This window comes from Paracoccus aerius (genome assembly GCF_014656455.1).
In the GTDB taxonomy this organism is placed as follows: domain Bacteria; phylum Pseudomonadota; class Alphaproteobacteria; order Rhodobacterales; family Rhodobacteraceae; genus Paracoccus; species Paracoccus aerius.
This window is the reverse complement of record NZ_BNCL01000003.1, coordinates 1-18,251: the sequence shown is the minus strand read 5'-3', so window position 1 is coordinate 18,251 and position 18,251 is coordinate 1. Positions and strand designations below refer to the sequence as shown.

The following is an 18,251-nucleotide window of genomic DNA, read 5'->3' as shown; positions in this document are numbered from 1 at the left end:
CCCGCCAGCAATCGTGGCGGGGCTAGGCGGTTCTCCCCTGGCGGCAGCCGGGGGAACCAGGCGAACCATGGATCTCAGTTCGGGCGGGAAACCTCGCCTTCCATCTCGGCGCGGATCTGCTGGCGCAGGATGTCGATGGGGATCATCCGGCCTTCGCGGCGGTAATGCCAATATGTCCAGCCATTGCAGGATGGCGCGCCTTCCAGGGCGGCGCCGACCTGGTGGATCGATCCCTTCACGTCATTGCCGATCAGGCTGCCGTCGGCGCGGACCTTGGCCTTGTGGCGGTTGTTCATCGAATAAAGCTCCTCGCCCGGGCGCAGCATCCCGCGCTCGATCACCTGGCCGAAGGGGATGCGCGGTTCGGACCGCTTGGCGCGGGTGGTGGCCAAGGCATCGGCATCCAGGCGGCGGATGCGGCTGATGCGGCGTTCGGCCACGGTGCGATAGGCTCCCTCGCGCTCGATCCCGATGAAGTCGCGGCCCAGCATCTTGGCGACCGCGCCGGTGGTGCCGGTGCCGAAGAACGGGTCCAGCACCACGTCGCCGGGATTGGTCGTGCCGATGATGACGCGGTGCAGCAGCGCCTCGGGCTTTTGGGTCGGATGGGCCTTGTCGCCCGCCGCGTCCTTCAGGCGTTCCCCGCCGTTGCAGATCGGGATCACCCAGTCCGACCGCATCTGCGTGCCTTCGTTCAGCGACTTCAGCGCCTCGTAGTTGAAGGTGTATTTGGACGATTCCGATTTCGCGGCCCATATCAGCGTTTCATGCGCGTTCGTCAGCCGCTTGCCGCGAAAGTTCGGCATGGGGTTCGACTTGCGCCAGATCACGTCGTTCATGATCCAGAAGCCCTGGTTCTGGATTTCGGCCCCCACGCGGAAGATGTTGTGATAGCTGCCGACCACCCAGATCGCGCCGTTGGGCTTCAGCAACCGGCGCGCGGCGGCCAGCCAGTCGCGGGTAAAGGCGTCATAGCTGGCGAAGCTGGAAAACTGGTCCCAGTGATCGTCCACCGCATCGACCTTGGAATTGTCGGGCCGGTGCAGGTCGCCCCGCAATTGCAGGTTATAGGGCGGGTCGGCAAAGATCAGGTCCATGCTGGCTTCGGGAAGCGCGTTCATCACCGCAATACAATCGCCGGCCAGAATCTGGTTCAGGGGTAACGGTCGCGCGGCTGCCATGCGCTGATCCTTGGTCTTTATCATCTTCGCCTCAGGGGGGGATTTGCCGGCTTTTTGCCGGTCTGGTATCCGCACAAGATGATTCAGACCCGAATCGGCGTCAATTTCTTTTTTGAATCAACAGCTTGCCTCTAGGGCTTTACACAAGATGTTGTGGACCGGCTGGAACGAACGCCTATGATAGGGGGTGACGCCCAAATCTAGCAGAGCCTGCTTGTGCGCGGGCGTCCCGTATCCTGCATTTGATTCCCAGCCGTATCCGGGATGTTGTTGCGCCAAATCCACCATCAGCCGGTCGCGCGCCACCTTGGCCAGGATCGAGGCGGCGGCAATCGTCACGCAACGCGCGTCGCCTGCGACGATTGCCTCGCCCGGGCAGGACAGGTCGCGGGGCACGCGGTTCCCGTCCACAAGCACCATGCAAGGCCGGGTGCGCAGACCTGCCACCGCCTTGCACATCGCCAGATGCGAGGCATGGTAGATGTTCAGGCGGTCGATCTCGTCGACGCCGATGTGGATGACGCAATGGTCGCAGTTGGCTGCAAGCCATTCCGCCAGGGTCTCGCGCCGCTTGGCCGTCAGTTTCTTTGAATCGTTCAGCCCGTCGGGGATGTTGTCCGGGTCCAGCACCACGGCGGCGGCGGTGACGGGACCGGCCAAGGGACCGCGGCCGACCTCGTCCACGCCGGCCACGTGTCGGGCTCCGCGCGACAGGGCGGCCAGTTCAAGGCTGAAATCGGGCAGAATCATGGGGTGATGGTTACAGGGGCGATGGTGACCTCTTCAAGGTTCACGCCTTCGCCTTCGCGGTCCACGACCAGGAAATCGGCGGGCCTGTCCAGCGGCGTCAGCACGCCATGCCAAACGCCCGCCCGCAGGTTCACGCCCATGCCGGCAGACACAAGGAAAGCGCGCGGCGCGCCGGGCCTGCCGCCTTCGTCCGGGGCCACGACCGACAGCCAGGCATCCGGCCCCAGCGGCATGAAGGCCTGGCTGCCCAGCGGGTGGCGTTCCAGCAGCGTGCAGTCATAGGGCAGGCTGACCGCTTCCGACCGGAAGATCGAGATGATCGCCTCGCCCCCTGCGCGTTCCACCGTGGCAAGCGCGTGGTGGCGTTCGCAGCGGCCCGCGTTGATCATGCGGTCCGGCGTGGCGCGGGGTGTCAGCAGATCGCCGAAGGGGGCGAAGGCTTCGGCGGTGATGGGTTCGATGCGGATGGTGGTCATGGCTTCCTCCTGCACGCAAGACTTAGCCTGCGGCGGCCAGCCCGTCGAGGATGCGGGCCATGATCGCCCGTCGCGTGGCAGGCTTGCGCAGCAGCGCGGCTTCATGGCGCGCGGCGGCGGACATGGCCTTGCATTGCTGGGGATTCCTGCGTGCCCAAACCAGCTTTTCTTCGATGTCGCCGCAATAGCGTTCCAGCGGGATATAGTGTTTCCACGGCTGGAAGCGGCCGGAATAGAACACCTCCCACCCGTCGTCCTCGGCCAGCAGCACCGACTGGGCATCAATCGCGCCCATGAAGTTCGACCCGTGATCATAGCCCGACAGGCACAGCTGATACCGGAAGCGGTGGAAGAAGGCCCTGTCCTGGCGGGGCGTGCAATAGGGCGCAATCAGCGGGTCGCGGGCAAAGTCGCGAAAGCGCCATGCCATCACCACCCCCAGGTCGAAGTCGGGATGCCCCCACCACTGCCGCACGAAGGCCAGCCGGTTGGTGTTGCACAGCCGGCCCCAGGCGGCCTGCCGCCGTTCCGGGTCATCGCCCGCCGCTGCCAAGTCCCGCAGAATCGCGTGCGAGGCCGCGCCCGGCCTGATGCCGCCCCTCATCTCACTGCCCGAGATCATGCCGCGCCAGACGACTTGGTCCAGCTTCTCCTCCCACGGGACCGGGTCGGGGGCGGCATCGGGATCGAAGCCCGGCAGTCCGATGCTGTGCTGGTCGGGCAGCGGCCACAGGACCGCGTTCTGTGCCCCAGCCCGGCGGTTGTGGCACAATGTCGGCGCGGCCAGCGGCTGGCCCTGGGGGCTGCCGAACCAGCGGGAATCCTCCATGTCGATGCGCAGGGGCATGGCGCGGCCTAGGCGCAGGGCGTCGTTGACGACGCCTTCGGCCCGGATCAGCTTGAAATGCCGGTCGGGGGCCGAAACCGCGCCCGTTCCCGGCAGGACGCAGATGCGGCGGCGGCTGCCGTGGCGGTTAGCGACCGTCGCCTCGCCATCCCACGTGGAAAAATATTCCGAAACCTCGGCATCCCCTCCCTCCCCCTGCCCCACGCCCCGCAGGCAAAAGGACGCCACATCCCTAACATAGTCCTGATCGATTTCCTCGGCAGGGGGCTGGGCCAGCAAGGAGAGCACGTCGGCAGGCGCCGGACGCGTGGGGGGAAACCAGGCCTGTTGGTCGCCCGGATCGTCCAGCCGAAGCAGGGGCGCCAACCGCGTTGCAAGATCGGCCGGGATTTCCTTGTCCAGATCGACGCGGATCAGCCGGGGATCCGTGCCGAAGAAAACATCGACGGCGGCCAAGTGGGCGTGCCAGTCAGCCTCCCACAGGTCGGGCAGGTCGGCGGTGGTGCAGCCGCGATGATGGGCATGGCAACGCGCCACTGCGCCGCCGTCGCGCGTCAGGCGGTCGAGGATCCAGCTTTCGGGATCGCGCAGCGCCAGGATGAAGCGCGCCTGCGGGAAACGGTCCGCCAGCCAGCTGAACTGCCGCCACGCTTCCAACGGCGGACGCCAATGGGGGGCGTGGCGGTAAAGACCCGAAAACAGCACCGCATCAGGCCAGGGCTGAAGCGGATCGCCGCCTGTGGCGCGGGCGAACAGGATGTCCTCGGCCAGCCGCCCGTTGTCATGGCAGACGGCGGCATGGCCGTTGCGGCGGAACAGCCGGGCAAGGCGCGCATCTCCACAGCCGTCGGGGCTGATGTGGAAGAACAGCGGCCCTTCGGTCATCCGCCGATCAGGCGACCGGGCCGCGGCAGGAAGATCGTCAGGACGCCGAGGATCGGCAGGAACGAGCAGAGCAGGAACACCGTCTCGATCCCCCGCGCGTCTGCCAGCACGCCAAGGGCGGCGGCGGCGATGCCGCCCATGCCGAAGGAAAAGCCGAAGAACAGGCCAGCGATCGTGCCGGTGCGGCCCGGCACCAGTTCCTGTGCGAAGACCACGATGGCCGGGAAGGCCGATGCCAGGATCAGCCCGATGATGACCGCCAGGATCCCGGTTGCCGCCAGCCCCACATGGGGCAGCAGCAGCGTGAAGGGCAGGACGCCCAGGATGGAAAACCAGATGACCCGCAAGGGCCCGATCCGGTCGCCCACGATGCCGCCCAGGATCACGCCCCCGGCCATGCCGCCCAGGAACAGGAACAGCATGATCTGCGCGCCCTGCGGGCCCAGGCCGAACTTCTCGATGGTGAAGAAGGTGAAATAGCTGCTCATCGAGGCGGTGTAGATGTTCTTGGTGAAGGTCAGGACCGCAAGCACGGCAATGGCCCGGATCACCAGGTTGCGCGGGTAACGCAGGGTGGTGTCGGGCCGCGCAGTTGCGGCGCGGCGGCGGCCTTCGGCCCAGCTGCCCACATGCCACAGCAGCGCCCCGCCGAGGGCTGCGGCCACGGCGAACCAGGCGACCGCCGGGCGACCCAGCGGCACGACGATAAAGGCCGCCAGCAGCGGGCCCAGCGACTGCCCGAAATTGCCGCCCATCTGGAACAGCGACTGCGCCGTCCCGAAGCGCCCGCCGGATGCCAGCCGCGCCACGCGCGAGCTTTCGGGATGAAACACGGCCGAGCCGACGCCGATCAGCATCGCCCCGGCCAGCAGCATCCCGTAATGATGCGCGAATGCCAGAAGCAGCACCCCGCAAAAGGTCGAGGCCATGCCGAAGGGCAGCGAACGGGGCTGCGGGTGCCTGTCTGTCGCCATCCCGATCAGCGGTTGCAGCAGCGATGCCGTCACCTGGAAGGCGAAGGTCATCACCCCGATCTGGGCATAGGTCAGCGAGAACTCGACCTGCAGCAGCGGATAGATCGCGGCCAGCATCGACTGCATCACGTCGTTGATCATGTGGCACAGGCTGATCGCCGTCAGGATGCCCCAGGCCGTGCCGGTCGCAAGTGTCGGATTGGCTGTCGGGACTTCGGCGCGCATCATGACCCCCCGCGTATCTGCATATGATGCAATACCAGCCGCAACGGCGGGCGCAAGCGGATGCAGGCCCGGTTCTGCGTCGATCTGCGGCAAAACAACGCGGATCCGGCAGATCTCGCCGACTGACGATTTGGACAGCTTCCCTTACCGGGGACCAGACCCGACATTGGGAAGGATTGTGTTTCGAGTAACAAAGTTAACTATGGCAAAGATTCCCGGCAACCTCGTCCGGTCGCTGCGTGCTTCGGGCGCGGCGGGGGGCGGAAGACGCATGAACACCTGGCAGTCCGTCAGGGCTGACGTGCTCGACCGGATCCGGTCCCGCGAATGGCCGCCCGGCGAACTGATTCCGACCGAACAGGAACTTGCGCGAAGCCTGGGCTGCGCACGGGCGACCGTGAACCGCGCCCTGCGCGAATTGGCCGACAGCGGCATCATCGAGCGCAGGCGCAAGGTCGGCACCCGTGTCGCGGCGACTTCGGCCCGCAAGACGGTCCTGGACATGCCGGCCGTGCGGACCGAGATCGAGGGGATAGGCGCGGCCTATTCCTATGAACTGACGGGCTTCGGGTCGCAGCTTCCGACGCCCCTGGCCGCACGCGCGCTTCAGGTTCCCCCCACGCAGCCGCTGCTGCTGATCAAGGCCAAGTATGCAGCCGACGGCGTTCCGCATTGCTGCGAGGCGATCTGGCTTAACCCTGCGCTGTTGCCAGCCATGACCCGTGACGATGTCGAAGGGCAGTCCGCGCATGAATGGCTGGCCGCGAAGGTGGCCCTGACGCATGGACGGTTCTCGATCCTGGCAGATGCCGCCACGGGCGATTGCGCACGCAATCTCAGCATCGCCGAAGGCACGGCGGTGCTGACCATCGAACGCACGAATTGGTCCGACACGACCCCTGTTTCCTTTGCGCGCCAGTTCTATCCGCCGCAGCACCGCCTTGTATCCGAGGACTAGGCCAGCGCCGGGAACATCACCAGGGCGGTCAGGACCAGAAGGTCCAGGAACAGGAACCGGCCAAGACCCGCGAAAACCGCCTGGGGATGGATGCGGGCGGCCGTCGCGACAACCACCGCGTTCAGCCCCAGGGGCGGCAGGATCAAGGCAATCTCGACCAGCTTGATCAGCACGATGCCGGACCAGACCGGCCCCGGCCCATGCGCCGCGCCGATCCCCAGGGCAAAGGGCAGCGCCAGGATCAGGATCAGCGCCGGTTCGGCCAGAAGGCCCAGGACAACGCAAGCCAGGCCCAGCAGCATGACCGCGGCCAGCAGGGGCAAGGCGCCTGCCTCCACCGCCAGCATCCCCGGCAGTCCCGACAGATCCATGGCCGTAAGGACCAGGCGCGCGCCTGCCAGCATCAGCAGGGTGATCGCCGCCTGCAGGATGGAATCGCGCAGCACCGACAGCAGCGCCTCGCCCGTCAGGCGACCATTGCCCAGCGCAAGGGCCAGCATCACCCCGGCGCAAAGACCCAGTGCGGCGACAGGGGACAGAAGCCCGAAGCCGATCCCGCCCAGCAGGATCGCCAGCAGCACCGGCGCAGGCCATGCCGCACGGATCGCCGCGCCGCGCGGCACCTGGAGAATCTGCGCAGCCGGTCCGGCCTCCAAGTCGCGCTGGACCCACCACAGCACCGTTGCAACCATTCCCGCCAACGACAAGGCGGCCGGCAGCAGGGCGCCCATGAACATCTGCGCCAAAGGCGTGCCGGTCAGCAGCGCCCACAGGATCAGCAGCATGGATGGCGGCAGCAGCGCCCCCAGCGTGCTGCCGATGGCCACCGAGGATCCGGCCAGGCGCGGATCATATTCCGCCTGCCCCATCGCTGGCACGGCGATCCGCCCCATCGTGGCCGCGCAAGCGACCGAGGATCCGCTGGTCGCGGCAAAGCCCGCGCAGCCAAGGATCGACGCCAAGGCCAGGCCGCCGCGCCGGCCTTGCAGCAGAACCGCCGCGGCGTCATGCAGTTGCGTGGCATAGCCCCCATGGAAGGCAATGTTTCCCAGCAACAGGACCAACGGGACCGCCGCCAGATCGGGGGCCGCCAGCAGGGCCCATAGCTGGTCCGGGATCTGCCCGCCCGCACCCAGGACGGCCAGGCCGATGGCACCGGACAGGATCAGCGACAGCGCCACAGGCATGTGCAGGGCGACCAGAACGGCGACCGCGGCCAGGACGGCAAGCCCCATCATCTCCATGCGGTGCCCGCCTGGCCTGCCGCCTTGTCTCGCCCCATCCCATGCCCCCGGACCTGCTGCCGAGCCGGCAGGCTAGTGCCGGCCCCAGGCAAACTCAAACTGGAATTGACCGAAATGTGACTGCCGGTCTATCTGGCGATTTCGCGCAAGACCCTGAATGCTGCGCCTATCCCGACGGAGAGTTTCATGCCGCGATTCACCCTTCGAATCCCGCTCGCCCTTGTTCTTGCGGCGCTGTCAGCCGCGCCCGCGGCCGCGCAGACAGACACGCCCTTCACCGCGGCCCAGATCGAGGCCGCGACCTATGACGGGGGCGACCTGCCCAAGGGGCGGTCGGCGCTGACGACAAAGGTGCAGGTCCTTCTGGATCGGTCGGGGATTTCGCCCGGGGTGATCGACGGCTTCAAGGGCGGCATGAGCCAGAGCGCGATCATGGCCTTCGAACGACGCTCGGGTCTGCCCATCGACGGGGTGATGGATCCGCATGTCTGGAACCTTCTGCAATCCTTTGCGGCCCTGCCCGCCACCAAGGACTATACCATCACCGCCGAGGATGCCGAGGGCCTGGTCGATGCGATCCCGACCGATTACGCCGAAAAGGCGCAGATGCCTGCCATGGCCCATACCAGCGTCGCCGAACGCCTGGGCGAGCGGTTCCACATGGACGAGAAGTTCATCGGCTTTCTCAATCCCGGAGTGGATCTGGTGCCCGGCAACACGATTAGGGTCGTCGATACGGGCAACCGGATGCGCGGCAGCGTCGCCAGGATCCTGGTCGACGTGAACACGCGCCGGGTGGCCGGATATGATGCGAACGGCCGGCTGCTGGTCGATTATCCGGCGACTATCGGATCCTCGGCCACGCCCTCGCCCTCGGGGACGCACAGCGTGAAGACGGTCGCGCTGAACCCCAATTATACCTATGATCCGAAGAAGAACTTCCAGCAGGGCGACAATGACAAGGTGCTGGTGGTCCCGCCAGGCCCGAACGCCCCGGTGGGCACGGTCTGGATCGGGCTGTCCAAGCCCACCTACGGGATCCACGGCACGCCGACCCCGTCGCAACTGTTCAGCAACCAGTCGATGGGCTGCGTCCGGCTGACCAACTGGGACGCCGAGGAACTGGCCCGCATGGTCAGCACAGGCAGCACCGTGGTCGAGTTCCTGCCCCAGGGCGTGACCATTGCCCAGGCGACAGGTGCGGCCCCCGCTGCCGCCCCTGCGGAACCGGCAACGCCCGCAGAACCGGCGGCGCCTGCAACAGCCGTGGCCGAACCTGCCCAGACCGCCCCCGCCGCCGCGCCCCTGGATTATACGGACCCCCTGGCCGCCAAACGCGCCCCGGCCGAGCCTGTCTATGAAAACACCTCCGAGGAGGAGGCCGATGCCCTGGCGCCCGCCGCGGATCCCTTGACGGACGCCCTGACCGGCGCCCTGCCCAGCGGATTCGTGGTTCCCCCCGTGGACGAACAACCGTGATCCGCTGGGGGCCGGCCCTGGGCGTCCTGGCCCTGTGCCACCTGGCCCCGGCCCAGGCACAGGACCGCCCGCCGGAGCGGCCGGAAGGGATCGAAACGCAGCCCCTTCCCGCCGCGCCGCCGGCCCGTCCCGAAGTCGAGGACGAGGACGAGGACGAGACATCGGCGGCGGACGCACCCAAACCACAAGGCGACCCGCCCCCCGAGCAGGCCGAGGCCTTTGGCCCCCCTGCCCCTCCCCGCTGGTTCACCCTGCGTGAAAGCGATGCGGACTATGCTGCCTGCAAGCTCGCGCTGTCCTACCTGGGCGCTGCCTATTCCGAGGAACCTGCCCTTTCCGACCCCCAGGATGCCGACTGCGGCATTGCCCGACCCATCCGGGTAGAACGGATCCTGCCGGACCTGACCCTTGAAGGGGGTGCGGTGATGCGCTGCGATACCGCCCGTGCGCTTGGATTCTGGGCGCGCGACTTCCTGCGCCCGGCATCCGCCATGCTGCCTGGTGCGCCCCGGGTCGTGGCGCTGCAGTTGGGCACCACCTATGACTGCCGCCCGCGCATCGGCACTGGCGCCGAGAAGCCCAAGCTGTCGGAACACGCCCTAGGGAATGCCATCGACATCGCGGCTTTCGTCTTTGACGGACAAGAGCCGCTGGCAATCCAGCCACGCACGGAATCAGGCGATCTGCCCGAGGCGTTCCAGCGCGCCGTTCGTGCGGCGGGGTGCCTGTTCTTCACGACGGTTCTCGGCCCCGGCTCGAACGAGGCCCATGACGACCACCTGCATTTCGATGTCGCGGTCCGGCGTGGTGGTTGGCGGCTTTGCCAGTGACGGCGATCGATCAGCGCCTGACGCGTTCCAGGTCCAGATAGGACGGGTCGAACCGCGCCAATGACGACAACCCCTTCCAGTCGGTGATGGTGATGTCCGATCCCGTCCAGCGGATCAACTGGCGATCCCGCAGATCGCGGACGGCCCGATTCACGTGGATCGGGGAATATCCAAGAATGTCGGCCAGTTCGCGTTGCAGCAGCGGCAGCTGGAACTGGCCATCCGAGGCCGCGCCGACGGCATTCAGCCTCGTGTAGATCTCGCACAAGAGATGCGCCAGATGCGCGCTTGACCGCAGGGATGCGGCAGCCACCAGCCATTGCCGATGGATCGCCGAATCGATCAGCGTCGCCATCCACAAGAGCCTGCTCAGATGCGGGAAGTTCCGGGAAATCTCCAGCAATTCGGCGTGGTCGATGAACTCGACCTCGACCGGGCCGACGGCGATGATGGAATGATCCAGCTTCGACAGCACGAATGCGTGCAGGTCCACGAAATCGCCGGGCACCTGAAGGGCCGTGATGACCCGGTGATCCGGCCGCCCGACCAGCCGGTTCGACCGCGCCGAAATCCCGCGCAGCATCATGCAACTGCGCGACGGGACGCTGCCTGCCGGAACAATCACCTCTCCGGCAGCGAAGCTGGCATGTTCGGTCCGGATTGCCCTGAGCCGCGCCAGATCCTGGGGAGAGAGTTCGTCTCGCTGTTCAAGATAGCGGACAAAATACTCGGTGATCGCCAATTCCGTCCCCTTGCTAAGGCACGGGACAGTTGCAAATCGTGCTGCGCTACGCAATGGCCGACATCCCGGTCTAACATTCATTAAGCGAACTCAGCCGCTTGCGCGACAAGTCACCCCCGTCCGGTCTGGCGAGAGTGGCCCTGAACCCGCAACGAAGCCGCAAGTTCCTGAAAACTTTCAGCGACGCCCGGGGTGCGGCGGGTGACGAGATCGTCCAACTGCGGGAACAGCTTGACCGCCTCGTCCAGCTTGGGATCGGCCCCTGGTGCATAAAGACCCGCGCGAATCATAAGCTCGGATTCCGCATAGGCGCCAAGTGCCGCCCGGGCCTTGGCAATCATCCGGTTCTCCTCCGCCGTGGCCGCATCGGGAAGTGACCGGGACACGGACCTGACCACGTCGATGGCCGGAAAGCGGCCGCGTTCCGCAATGGTGCGGTCCAGCACCACATGGCCGTCCAGCGTGCCGCGCAGGATGTCGGCCACCGGCTCCTCCATGTCAGACCCGGCGACAAGCACGCTGAAGATGCCGGTGATGTCGCCCGCCCCCTCCAACCCCGGACCCGAGCGCTCGGCAAGCGCCATGATCAGGTTCGAAACCGAGGGCGGAAAGCCCCGATAGCTGGGCGGCTCGCCCGCTGCCAAGGCAATCTCGCGGTGCGCCTCGGCGAAGCGGGTGATCGAATCGGCCAGGAACAGGACATGGCGCCCCTGGTCGCGGAAATGCTCGGCCACCGCCATCGCGGCCCAGGCGCAGCGCCGCCGGATCAACGGCGAGCGGTCGGATGTCGCGGCCACGATCACCGACCGGGCCATGCCGTCCGGCCCCAGGGTCTTCTCGACAAATTCGCGCAGCTCGCGCCCGCGTTCGCCGATCATGGCAATGACCACGACATCAGCCTGAACGCCCTTGGCAAGACCCGACAGCAGCGTGGACTTTCCCACGCCCGATCCCGCGAAAAGCCCGATCCGCTGGCCCTTCACCAAGGGCAGAAGCGTATCGAAGACCGCAAACCCCGTGGGCAGCCGCGCGCCCAGACGCTTGCGGCGCACGGCGGGCGGGGCCTCGCGGCGGAAGGGCAGCGGCGCCAGCCCCGACGGCAGCGGGCGGCCATCCAGGGGCTGGCCCAGCGGGTCGATGATTCGGCCGATCCAGGCGTCGGATGGGGCGATGGTGGGCGCGAACAGCAACTCGGCCTCGTTCCCCACTGACAGCCCTTCGGCATCGCCCTCGGGCAGCACATCCGCATGGCGCGGCGCAAGCCCGACGATCTCGCCCGCGACCTGGCCCTTTTGCAGCGAAATCAGCACCCTGTCCCCGACCGAGGCATGGCTGTTCAGCCCCTCGACCCGGATCAATCCCGCCTGCATCGAATGCACCCGGCCAAAGTGGCGCGTCATGCGCAGATCGCCGATCCGTGCCGCGATCGAAGTCAGGTGATCCATGTCCGCCATCCGTTTTTTCCAGCCGCAAACGGTTTCTAAACGAATCGGGGTTAAGACCGGGTTATCGCCAATGAGGAGAAGCCTCATGTTTGAAAAGATCGAAATGATGCGCATGGCCCGTGCCCTGGGTGCCCATGCCAGCCAGCGGCACCTTGTCGTGGCCCGCAATATCGCCAATGCCGATACGCCCGGCTTCAAGGCAGCCGACACGGCCAGCTTTGCCGACAGCTACCGCAGCGCGGAAACCACCCCGCTGCGAACCACCAATGCGCGCCACCTGGCCCTTCCGGAATGGTCGCCCGTCACCCGTCAGACGGGCGACGAAACCGGCGTCTCGCCCAACGGCAACTCGGTCTCGCTGGAGGAGGAGATGCTGAAGGCGGCCGAGGTGAAGCGCGGCCATGATCTGTCGCTGGGCATCTACAGTTCCGCGCTGGACCTGATGCGCACCAGCATCGGGCGGAGGGCGTGATGGATCGTCCCGTTTCCGCCCTGCACCTGGCCGCCTCCGGGATGCGCGCGCAAAGCGAACGCCTGCGCCACACGGCCGAGAACATCGCCAATGCAGACACGCCCGGCTACCGCCGCAAGCTGGTCACCTTCGAGGAGGCCGTCCGCTTCGGCCGCCCCAGCGGAGAGGTCGAGGCATCGAAGGTGCGGCTGGACCAGGGCGAGCTGCCGCGCCTTTACGACCCCTCGCATCCCCTGGCGGACGAGGACGGCTATTACCTGGGCTCCAACGTGGATCTGGTGATCGAGATCGCCGATTCGCGCGAGGCGGGCCGCAGCTATGAAGCCAACCTGAAAATGTTCGAGCAGACGCGCCAGATGGGCGCGTCCCTTCTGGAACTTCTGCGCCGCTAGAAAGGTCGCCCATGTTCACCAGTTTGAATGCAGCCACTGCCTATTCCGCCGCCCGCACCGCCGTGGCACCCGGCCAGCCCGGCCCCGCCGTCCAAGCCCTTTCCAACGCGGCCGAGGATTTCGCAGCCCAGATGGGCAAGGTGGATCAGGTCGCGACCGGCGCCATGACCGGCCAGGTGGAAACACACCGCCTGGTCCAGACCATCGCCGAGGCCGAAATGGCGATGGAGACGGTGGTCGCCATCCGCGACAAGGTCGTCGAGGCCTATCAGGAAATCCTGCGGATGCCGGTGTGATCCATGGATGAAACGCTGCTGTTCGACATGCTGCGCCAGGCGCTGCTGATCTCGGTCCGCATTTCCGCGCCAATGCTGGCGGTGGCGCTGATCGCGGGCGTCGTGATCGGCCTGTTCCAGGCGCTGACCTCGGTCCAGGAAATGACGCTGACCTTTGTGCCCAAGGTCGGGCTGATGCTTGGGGTCTTCTGGGTCTCGATGAGCTTCATGACCACCGCCCTGTCCGATTTCTATCTGGGGCAGATCATCCCCCTAATCGCGGGAAGCTGACCCATGGACAACGCGATCTACGCGACTCTGACCCGCCAGGCCGGGCTGATGGCCGAGATGCGGGTGGTGGCCAACAACATCGCCAACGCGAACACCACCGGCTTTCGCCGGGAAGGGGTGATCTTCGCCGAGCATCTGTCGGCGCTGGACCGCAGCGGCGACACGCTGTCGATGGCCCATGCCCGCGGCCGCACGCTGGATCTGGACCAGGGCGTGCTGACCCAGACAAACGGAAACTATGACCTTGCCATCGAAGGCGAGGGCTTCTTCCTGGTCGAAACCCCGGACGGCAACCGCCTGACCCGCGCCGGGGCCTTCCTGCCCTCGGCCGGAGGCGAATTGATGACCGCCGACGGCTTTCGCCTGCTGGACGAGGGGATGGCGCCCATCGTGGTCCCGGCGGGCGCCAGTGGCGTCGCAGTGGGCGCGGACGGCACCATGTCCGCGAATGGCGTGGCCTTCGGAAAGATCGGCATCTTCACCGCCCCCCAGGACGCGCAACTGACCCACAAGGGCGGCACCGCCTTCACCACCGACCAGCAGCCAGAGCCTGTCGATGACGCCCGCATCCGCCAGGGTTTCCTCGAGGAATCGAATGTCGATTCTGTCTTCGAGATCACCCGCATGATCGAGGTCCAGCGCGCCTACGAACTGGGCCAATCCTTCCTTGACCGCGAAGATCAGCGCATCCGCAGCGCGATCTCCGGCATGACCCGCTGAAAGGACCAGCCATGAGAGCCCTGCAGATCGCCGCCACCGGCATGAGCGCGCAGCAGACCCGGGTCGAGGTCATCTCGAACAACCTCGCCAACATGTCCACCACCGGCTATAACGCCCGCCGCGCGGAATTCGCGGACCTGCATTACCAGCAGGCAACCCGCCCCGGCACCGTGACCGCCGCCGACGGCACCGTCATCCCCGCCGGCGTCCAGCTGGGCCTGGGGGTGCGGCCCACGGCCGTCAGCATCAACCTGCAGCAGGGTGCGCTGACCCAGACCGGGGGCGACCTGGATCTGGCCATCGACGGCGACGGCTATATCGAGGTGACGCTGCCCTCGGGCATCTCGGCCTATACGCGCGACGGCGGGCTGAAACGCTCGCCCGACGGGTTGATCGTGACCTCGGACGGCTATGCGGTCGCACCGGGGATCACCATCCCGGACGATGCACGCTCGATCTCGATCAATGCGGCGGGAGAAGTCTTCGCCTATTTCAGCGACCAGGTCGAACCGGAACTGCTGGGGCAGCTGACCCTTGCGGGCTTTTCCAACGAAAAGGGGCTCGAGGCGGTCGGATCGAACCTGTTCCTGGAAACCGCGGCATCCGGCACGCCGCAGGTGACCACGCCAGGCCAGGAAGGCCTGGGCACGCTGCGGCAGGGTTACCTTGAGGATAGCTCGGTCGATTCCGTGCGCGAGATCACCGAGCTGATCAAGGCGCAGCGTGGATACGAGCTGAACGCCAAGGTCATCACCGCCGCCGACCAGATGCTGGCGGCCACCACGCAGGTGCGCTGATGCGGTGGCTGGTTCTTCTTCTGGCCTTGGTGCCCCTGCCCGCATCCGCAGCGGTTCTGGCGGCAGCGCGGACCCTTCCCGCGGGCACCATCATCACCCCGGCCGACATCCGCGCCATCGACGGCGACCGGCCGGGCCTGTCCGATCCCTCGCAGGCGATCGGGTTGCAGACCCGCATCACGATCCACGAAGGCCGCCCGTTGCAGGCGTCGTTGCTGCAAGCGCCCAAGCTGATCGCGCGCAACCAGATGCATCCCTTGGTCTTCCAGCGGGGCAGCCTGCGCATCGTCACCACTGCGCGGACCCTGGCGGACGGCGCGGCGGGCGATGTGATCCGCGTCATGAACCTCGAATCCCGTGCCACGATCAGCGCCGTCGTCCAGCCGGACGGCAGCCTTGTGGCGATGAAGTAAGGACCACCGATGAAACCCATTCCCCTTCTCTGCCTTGTCATTGCCGCCTCGGCCTGCGCGCGGGCCGATCACATGGGCAAGCCGCCCAGCCTGACCTCTCCGCGCAACAGCGAGGAGTTCATCGCCATGACCAATCCGCCGCTGGAGATCCCGGTGGATTCGGGCCGACCCGAGGCCGCGGCGTCGCTGTGGGCCGGAACCACCTCGTCCCTGATCAGCGACAGGCGGGCGGCAACGCGTGGCGACATCCTGACGGTGGTGATCGAGATCGACGACGAGGCGCAGATGACCAACACTTCGGGGCGCAGCCGCCAGTCGGGCGAAAGCGTCTCGATCCCGCAGATGATCGGCATCCCGCAGCGCCTGAACCGGGAACTTCCCGATGGCGCCAGCTTCGACAACCTGGCCGAGGCCGAGTCGTCTTCGACCTACAAGGGCAGCGGCAACATCACCCGGCGCGACAAGCTGACCCTGCGGGTCGCTGCCACCGTCATCGACACGTTGCCCAACGGCACCCTGCAGATCGAAGGCACGCAAGAGGTGCGCGTGAATTATGAACTGCGCGAACTGACCGTCAGCGGCTTTGTCCGCCCCGCCGACATCGACCGCAGCAACGAGATCGCCTATGACCGCATTGCAGGCGCGCGCATCAGCTATGGCGGGCGCGGGCAGATCACCGATGTGCAGCAACCCCGCTTCGGCCAGCAGATCGCCGACGTGATCCTGCCCTACTGAGGTCGTTCATGAAGAAGTTCCTGCCGATGCTGATCCCGGTCGTGGCGCTGGCCGGGGGGGTCGCCGCCGGCGACATGCTGCGTCCCGCGCCCCAAGCGGCCGACCATGCCGCCCAATCCCCCGTGGATGACGGGCACGGCGCCGCAAAAGCCGAAGATCATGGCGCCGAAGGCTCCTCGGACCATGCCGCGCCCGCCGCGGCAGAAGGCCACGCGGCTGCCGGGGATCATGGCGGTGGCGACGGACATGGCGATGCCCCGGTGTCCGCGGAAGGCTGGTTCACCTTCCCGACTCAGTTCTTCGTGCCCCTGATGCGCAATGGCGACATGGGCGCGGTGATGATCCTGACCCTGACGATCGAGACGGGCGGCGCCGAGCTTGCCGCGATGAAGCAGCAGGAACATCGCCTGCGGGATGCACTGCTGCGCGAGCTGCTGATCCACGCCAATACCGGCGGCTTCGACGGCAATTTCACCGCCGAGGCCCGGCTGGCACCCTTGCGGGAACGTCTGCAAAAGGCAGCCCAGGCCGCCACCAGCCTGCCGGTCAAGGCCATCCTGATCGAGGATATCGCACGCCAGGCGGGCTGATGGTTGCATCCGCAGGGGCGGCAGGGCAGAAACCGGCCCTGCCCATTTCAAGGACATGCCGGTGGACCGCCAGACCCGAACCGATCCCGACGCGCCCGTGACGATCCTGCTGGCCAGCTATCGCGGCGCGCGGTTCATCGGCGCGCAATTGGACAGCATCGCGGCGCAGACTCACCGGGACTGGCAGCTGATCGTGTCGGACGACGGATCGGATGACGGGACGCCGAAGATCATCGCGGATTTCGCGGCGTCACGTCCTGCCGGCCAGGTCCGGATCGTTCGCGGCCCCAGCCGGGGGGCGACGCAGAACTTCCTGCATCTGCTGTCGATCGCGCCCGATGGCCCAATCGCCTTTTCCGATCAGGACGATGTCTGGTTCCCCGACAAGCTGGCCCGCGCCCTGGCCGCGCTGTCTCATCACCAAGGCCCTGCGCATTACGCCGCGCGCACCGTGATCGCCGACCATGACCTGCGGCCCCTGGCCCCATCGCGGCATTTCCGCCGCCCCCTCGGTTTCCGGAACGCCTTGGTTCAGGCGATCATGGCGGGCAATACATCGGTCTTCAATGCCCCGGCGGCCGCGATCCTGCGCCGCTGCGTGGGCCCTGCGCAGCAGCACGACCTGGAGGCGCATGACTGGTGGGCCTATCAGGTCACCGCAGGTGCGGGTGCTGCACTGATCCATGACGCAGTCCCGGCCCTGCTTTATCGCCAGCACCCCCAAAGCGTCATGGGGCGCAACGATACTGTCAAGGCCTTGTCGCAACGCGTCGGGATGCTGCTGGCCGGAGAGTACGGCGCCTGGCTTGCGGCCAATCACGCTGCCCTGCAGGTCGTCCGATCGGAACTCCTGCCGGAGAACCGGCGGATCCTGGATAGGTTCGGGGCACTGCTGCAAAGACCGGGGCCGGTCGCGGCAAAGGAATTGGCCCGTCTTGGGCTTTACCGTCAGACGGGGACGGGAACTGCTGCCTTGTATGCGGCGGCGCTTGCGGGACGGCTGCGTCAGTGCGGGCCCAGCAGCCCCATCAGGTAGCGGCCATAGGCGTTCTTGGAGAAGCGTTGCGCTTGTTCGCGCAGGGCATCCTCGGTGATCCAGCCGGCCTCGAAGGCGATCTCCTCGGGGCAGCCGGTTTGCAGGCCCTGGCGCTTTTCCAGGGTACGCACGAAGTTGCCGGCATCCAGAAGGCTGCCATGGGTGCCGGTGTCCAGCCAGGCAAAGCCGCGGCCCATCTTTTCCACCGTCAGGCTGCCGTCATGGAGATAGCTTTCCAGAAGCGTGGTGATCTCCAGCTCCCCCCTTTCAGAGGGCTGGACCTGGCGCGCGCGCTCGGGCGCGGTGCCGTCCAGGAAGTAAAGCCCCGTCACGGCAAAGTTCGAGGGCGGCAGGTCCGGCTTCTCGATAATCGCCCGCACCCGGCCGTCGCTCTGGAAGTCCACCACCCCGTAGCGTTCCGGATCGGCCACGCGATAGCCGAAGACCGTGCCGCCGCTGTCACGCCCGCCTGCCGCCTTCAGCAGTTCGGGCAA

Annotated in this window: 22 protein-coding genes; 13 read left to right on the top strand and 9 right to left on the bottom strand. The window is 66.8% G+C overall.

From position 1 onward, the window contains the following. Positions 1 to 74: 74 nt before the first annotated feature. The 5 genes from IE224_RS04255 to IE224_RS04235 all read right to left on the bottom strand — a co-directional run bounded on the left by IE224_RS04255 (position 75) and on the right by IE224_RS04235 (position 5,341). Positions 75 to 1,181, bottom strand: coding sequence for a site-specific DNA-methyltransferase (locus IE224_RS04255; RefSeq protein ID WP_229849240.1), 1,107 nt, complete (start codon positions 1,179 to 1,181; stop codon positions 75 to 77). A gap of 117 nt (positions 1,182 to 1,298) precedes the next feature. Beyond that, positions 1,299 to 1,931, bottom strand: coding sequence for a ribonuclease HII (gene rnhB / locus IE224_RS04250; protein ID WP_167621094.1), 633 nt, complete (start codon positions 1,929 to 1,931; stop codon positions 1,299 to 1,301). Beyond that, the gene (locus IE224_RS04245) at positions 1,928 to 2,407 is read right to left on the bottom strand and encodes an ureidoglycolate lyase (protein WP_191308322.1); all 480 of its coding nucleotides are present in this window, start codon (positions 2,405 to 2,407) and stop codon (positions 1,928 to 1,930) included. Before IE224_RS04245 ends, rnhB begins: the two co-directional genes overlap by 4 nt. A 22-nt stretch (positions 2,408 to 2,429) precedes the next feature. Further along, the gene (locus tag IE224_RS04240; protein ID WP_191308320.1) at positions 2,430 to 4,139 is read right to left on the bottom strand and encodes a glycosyl transferase family 90; all 1,710 of its coding nucleotides are present in this window, start codon (positions 4,137 to 4,139) and stop codon (positions 2,430 to 2,432) included. After that, positions 4,136 to 5,341, bottom strand: coding sequence for an MFS transporter (locus IE224_RS04235; RefSeq protein WP_229849239.1), 1,206 nt, complete (start codon positions 5,339 to 5,341; stop codon positions 4,136 to 4,138). The genes IE224_RS04240 and IE224_RS04235 overlap by 4 nt, the downstream gene beginning before the upstream one ends. Before the next feature lie 199 nt (positions 5,342 to 5,540). On the opposite strand from IE224_RS04235, the gene hutC reads away from it, so the two are divergent. Further along, the gene (gene hutC, locus IE224_RS04230; RefSeq protein ID WP_167621090.1) at positions 5,541 to 6,296 is read left to right on the top strand and encodes a histidine utilization transcriptional repressor HutC; all 756 of its coding nucleotides are present in this window, start codon (positions 5,541 to 5,543) and stop codon (positions 6,294 to 6,296) included. Here hutC and IE224_RS04225 read toward each other — a convergent pair. After that, positions 6,293 to 7,540: a TRAP transporter large permease subunit gene (locus tag IE224_RS04225; protein WP_202380104.1), complete on the bottom strand. Its 1,248-nt coding sequence runs from the start codon at positions 7,538 to 7,540 to the stop codon at positions 6,293 to 6,295. The two genes, hutC and IE224_RS04225, sit on opposite strands and share 4 nt — an antisense overlap. 186 nt (positions 7,541 to 7,726) lie before the next feature. On the opposite strand from IE224_RS04225, the gene IE224_RS04220 reads away from it, so the two are divergent. Both IE224_RS04220 and IE224_RS04215 read left to right on the top strand, forming a co-directional pair. Then, complete coding sequence (locus IE224_RS04220; RefSeq protein WP_191308316.1) at positions 7,727 to 9,019, top strand: L,D-transpeptidase family protein; 1,293 nt, start codon at positions 7,727 to 7,729, stop codon at positions 9,017 to 9,019. Further along, positions 9,016 to 9,849 (top strand): extensin-like domain-containing protein, encoded by an 834-nt coding sequence (locus IE224_RS04215; protein WP_191308314.1) that lies wholly within the window; start codon positions 9,016 to 9,018, stop codon positions 9,847 to 9,849. The genes IE224_RS04220 and IE224_RS04215 overlap by 4 nt, the downstream gene beginning before the upstream one ends. Before the next feature lie 10 nt (positions 9,850 to 9,859). On the opposite strand, the gene IE224_RS04210 is transcribed toward IE224_RS04215, so the two are convergent. After that, complete coding sequence (locus IE224_RS04210; RefSeq protein WP_167621086.1) at positions 9,860 to 10,591, bottom strand: Crp/Fnr family transcriptional regulator; 732 nt, start codon at positions 10,589 to 10,591, stop codon at positions 9,860 to 9,862. A gap of 110 nt (positions 10,592 to 10,701) precedes the next feature. Next, positions 10,702 to 12,036, bottom strand: coding sequence for a FliI/YscN family ATPase (locus IE224_RS04205; protein ID WP_373305505.1), 1,335 nt, complete (start codon positions 12,034 to 12,036; stop codon positions 10,702 to 10,704). Between the two features lie 85 nt (positions 12,037 to 12,121). Between IE224_RS04205 and IE224_RS04200 the strand changes: the two genes are divergently transcribed. From IE224_RS04200 to IE224_RS04155, 10 genes are all read left to right on the top strand, one after another. Further along, complete coding sequence (locus IE224_RS04200; RefSeq protein WP_191308310.1) at positions 12,122 to 12,508, top strand: FlgB family protein; 387 nt, start codon at positions 12,122 to 12,124, stop codon at positions 12,506 to 12,508. Continuing rightward, positions 12,508 to 12,900 carry a flagellar basal body rod protein FlgC gene (gene flgC, locus IE224_RS04195; protein ID WP_167621083.1) on the top strand — a complete coding sequence of 131 codons (393 nt, stop codon included), beginning with the start codon at positions 12,508 to 12,510 and terminating at the stop codon, positions 12,898 to 12,900. The genes IE224_RS04200 and flgC overlap by 1 nt, the downstream gene beginning before the upstream one ends. An 11-nt stretch (positions 12,901 to 12,911) precedes the next feature. Then, on the top strand, positions 12,912 to 13,196 hold the full coding sequence (gene fliE, locus IE224_RS04190) for a flagellar hook-basal body complex protein FliE (protein ID WP_167621082.1): 285 nt from the start codon (positions 12,912 to 12,914) through the stop codon (positions 13,194 to 13,196). 3 nt (positions 13,197 to 13,199) lie between these two features. After that, a complete protein-coding gene (locus IE224_RS04185; RefSeq protein ID WP_167621081.1) occupies positions 13,200 to 13,466 on the top strand; it encodes a flagellar biosynthetic protein FliQ in 267 nt (88 codons plus the stop codon). Positions 13,467 to 13,469: 3 nt separating this feature from the next. Further along, positions 13,470 to 14,186, top strand: coding sequence for a flagellar hook-basal body complex protein (locus tag IE224_RS04180; RefSeq protein ID WP_191308308.1), 717 nt, complete (start codon positions 13,470 to 13,472; stop codon positions 14,184 to 14,186). Between the two features lie 11 nt (positions 14,187 to 14,197). Beyond that, the gene (gene flgG / locus IE224_RS04175; protein ID WP_191308306.1) at positions 14,198 to 14,983 is read left to right on the top strand and encodes a flagellar basal-body rod protein FlgG; all 786 of its coding nucleotides are present in this window, start codon (positions 14,198 to 14,200) and stop codon (positions 14,981 to 14,983) included. Beyond that, a complete protein-coding gene (gene flgA, locus IE224_RS04170) occupies positions 14,983 to 15,396 on the top strand; it encodes a flagellar basal body P-ring formation chaperone FlgA (protein WP_191308304.1) in 414 nt (137 codons plus the stop codon). Before flgG ends, flgA begins: the two co-directional genes overlap by 1 nt. 9 nt (positions 15,397 to 15,405) lie before the next feature. Further along, the gene (gene flgH / locus IE224_RS04165; RefSeq protein WP_191308302.1) at positions 15,406 to 16,131 is read left to right on the top strand and encodes a flagellar basal body L-ring protein FlgH; all 726 of its coding nucleotides are present in this window, start codon (positions 15,406 to 15,408) and stop codon (positions 16,129 to 16,131) included. 8 nt (positions 16,132 to 16,139) lie between these two features. Next, positions 16,140 to 16,721, top strand: a complete 582-nt coding sequence (locus tag IE224_RS04160; protein ID WP_191308300.1) for a hypothetical protein — start codon at positions 16,140 to 16,142, stop codon at positions 16,719 to 16,721. A 61-nt stretch (positions 16,722 to 16,782) separates the two neighbouring features. After that, positions 16,783 to 17,757: a glycosyltransferase gene (locus IE224_RS04155; protein ID WP_191308298.1), complete on the top strand. Its 975-nt coding sequence runs from the start codon at positions 16,783 to 16,785 to the stop codon at positions 17,755 to 17,757. Here IE224_RS04155 and IE224_RS04150 read toward each other — a convergent pair. Further along, the coding region (locus IE224_RS04150; protein WP_268246533.1) for a sugar nucleotidyltransferase at positions 17,727 to 18,251 on the bottom strand (525 nt) is incomplete at its 5' end. The genes IE224_RS04155 and IE224_RS04150 overlap by 31 nt on opposite strands.

Excerpts from the sequence above, each read along its gene's own strand:
- IE224_RS04255 (WP_229849240.1), bottom strand. The coding sequence starts at position 1,181 with ATGGCAGCCGCGCGACCGTTACCCCTGAACCAGATTCTGGCCGGCGAT.
- rnhB (WP_167621094.1), bottom strand. The coding sequence starts at position 1,931 with ATGATTCTGCCCGATTTCAGCCTTGAACTGGCCGCCCTGTCGCGCGGA.
- IE224_RS04245 (WP_191308322.1), bottom strand. The coding sequence starts at position 2,407 with ATGACCACCATCCGCATCGAACCCATCACCGCCGAAGCCTTCGCCCCC.
- IE224_RS04240 (WP_191308320.1), bottom strand. The coding sequence starts at position 4,139 with ATGACCGAAGGGCCGCTGTTCTTCCACATCAGCCCCGACGGCTGTGGA.
- IE224_RS04235 (WP_229849239.1), bottom strand. The coding sequence starts at position 5,341 with ATGATGCGCGCCGAAGTCCCGACAGCCAATCCGACACTTGCGACCGGC.
- hutC (WP_167621090.1), top strand. The coding sequence starts at position 5,541 with ATGGCAAAGATTCCCGGCAACCTCGTCCGGTCGCTGCGTGCTTCGGGC.
- IE224_RS04225 (WP_202380104.1), bottom strand. The coding sequence starts at position 7,540 with ATGGAGATGATGGGGCTTGCCGTCCTGGCCGCGGTCGCCGTTCTGGTC.
- IE224_RS04220 (WP_191308316.1), top strand. The coding sequence starts at position 7,727 with ATGCCGCGATTCACCCTTCGAATCCCGCTCGCCCTTGTTCTTGCGGCG.
- IE224_RS04205 (WP_373305505.1), bottom strand. The coding sequence starts at position 12,036 with ATGGATCACCTGACTTCGATCGCGGCACGGATCGGCGATCTGCGCATG.
- IE224_RS04200 (WP_191308310.1), top strand. The coding sequence starts at position 12,122 with ATGTTTGAAAAGATCGAAATGATGCGCATGGCCCGTGCCCTGGGTGCC.
- flgC (WP_167621083.1), top strand. The coding sequence starts at position 12,508 with ATGGATCGTCCCGTTTCCGCCCTGCACCTGGCCGCCTCCGGGATGCGC.
- fliE (WP_167621082.1), top strand. The coding sequence starts at position 12,912 with ATGTTCACCAGTTTGAATGCAGCCACTGCCTATTCCGCCGCCCGCACC.
- IE224_RS04185 (WP_167621081.1), top strand. The coding sequence starts at position 13,200 with ATGGATGAAACGCTGCTGTTCGACATGCTGCGCCAGGCGCTGCTGATC.
- IE224_RS04180 (WP_191308308.1), top strand. The coding sequence starts at position 13,470 with ATGGACAACGCGATCTACGCGACTCTGACCCGCCAGGCCGGGCTGATG.
- flgG (WP_191308306.1), top strand. The coding sequence starts at position 14,198 with ATGAGAGCCCTGCAGATCGCCGCCACCGGCATGAGCGCGCAGCAGACC.
- flgA (WP_191308304.1), top strand. The coding sequence starts at position 14,983 with ATGCGGTGGCTGGTTCTTCTTCTGGCCTTGGTGCCCCTGCCCGCATCC.
- flgH (WP_191308302.1), top strand. The coding sequence starts at position 15,406 with ATGAAACCCATTCCCCTTCTCTGCCTTGTCATTGCCGCCTCGGCCTGC.
- IE224_RS04160 (WP_191308300.1), top strand. The coding sequence starts at position 16,140 with ATGAAGAAGTTCCTGCCGATGCTGATCCCGGTCGTGGCGCTGGCCGGG.